The organism is Streptomyces sp. P17, assembly GCF_032436805.1.
Lineage (GTDB): Bacteria > Actinomycetota > Actinomycetes > Streptomycetales > Streptomycetaceae > Streptomyces.
This window is the reverse complement of sequence record NZ_JAVRBF010000863.1, coordinates 1-269: the sequence shown is the minus strand read 5'-3', so window position 1 is coordinate 269 and position 269 is coordinate 1. Positions and strand designations below refer to the sequence as shown.

At 42.0% G+C, this 269-nt stretch carries 2 protein-coding genes; one reads left to right on the top strand and one right to left on the bottom strand.

Annotated elements, in window-relative coordinates:
• A partial coding sequence (locus RMT89_RS46320) for a helix-turn-helix domain-containing protein (RefSeq protein ID WP_399498998.1) occupies positions 1–83 on the bottom strand: 83 nt, incomplete at its 3' end.
• Between the two features lie 65 nt (positions 84–148).
• Between RMT89_RS46320 and RMT89_RS43255 the strand changes: the two genes are divergently transcribed.
• A partial coding sequence (locus RMT89_RS43255; RefSeq protein ID WP_399498997.1) for a transposase occupies positions 149–269 on the top strand: 121 nt, incomplete at its 3' end.

Below are 269 nucleotides of genomic sequence, written 5' to 3'. Positions count from 1 at the left end.
CGCACGCAGCCAAAGGTATGCTCAAGCATTTCTGCTTGCTCTTTACTTGGCTTAAACCGATATTTGTAAGCTACTAATGTCATTTGGTCTTTCCTGATAAGATGCCTTATTATGGATAGACTTAAACAACAAATCAATAGTTGGTCTAATGACACATAGCCAAGAACATCCGATCCGTCGAGGTCGTCATTGCGTCAGCGCATTACACGCACATTTGGTTTTTGTCACCAAGTATCGGCGGAAGGTGTTCAATGACGAAATACTGATTC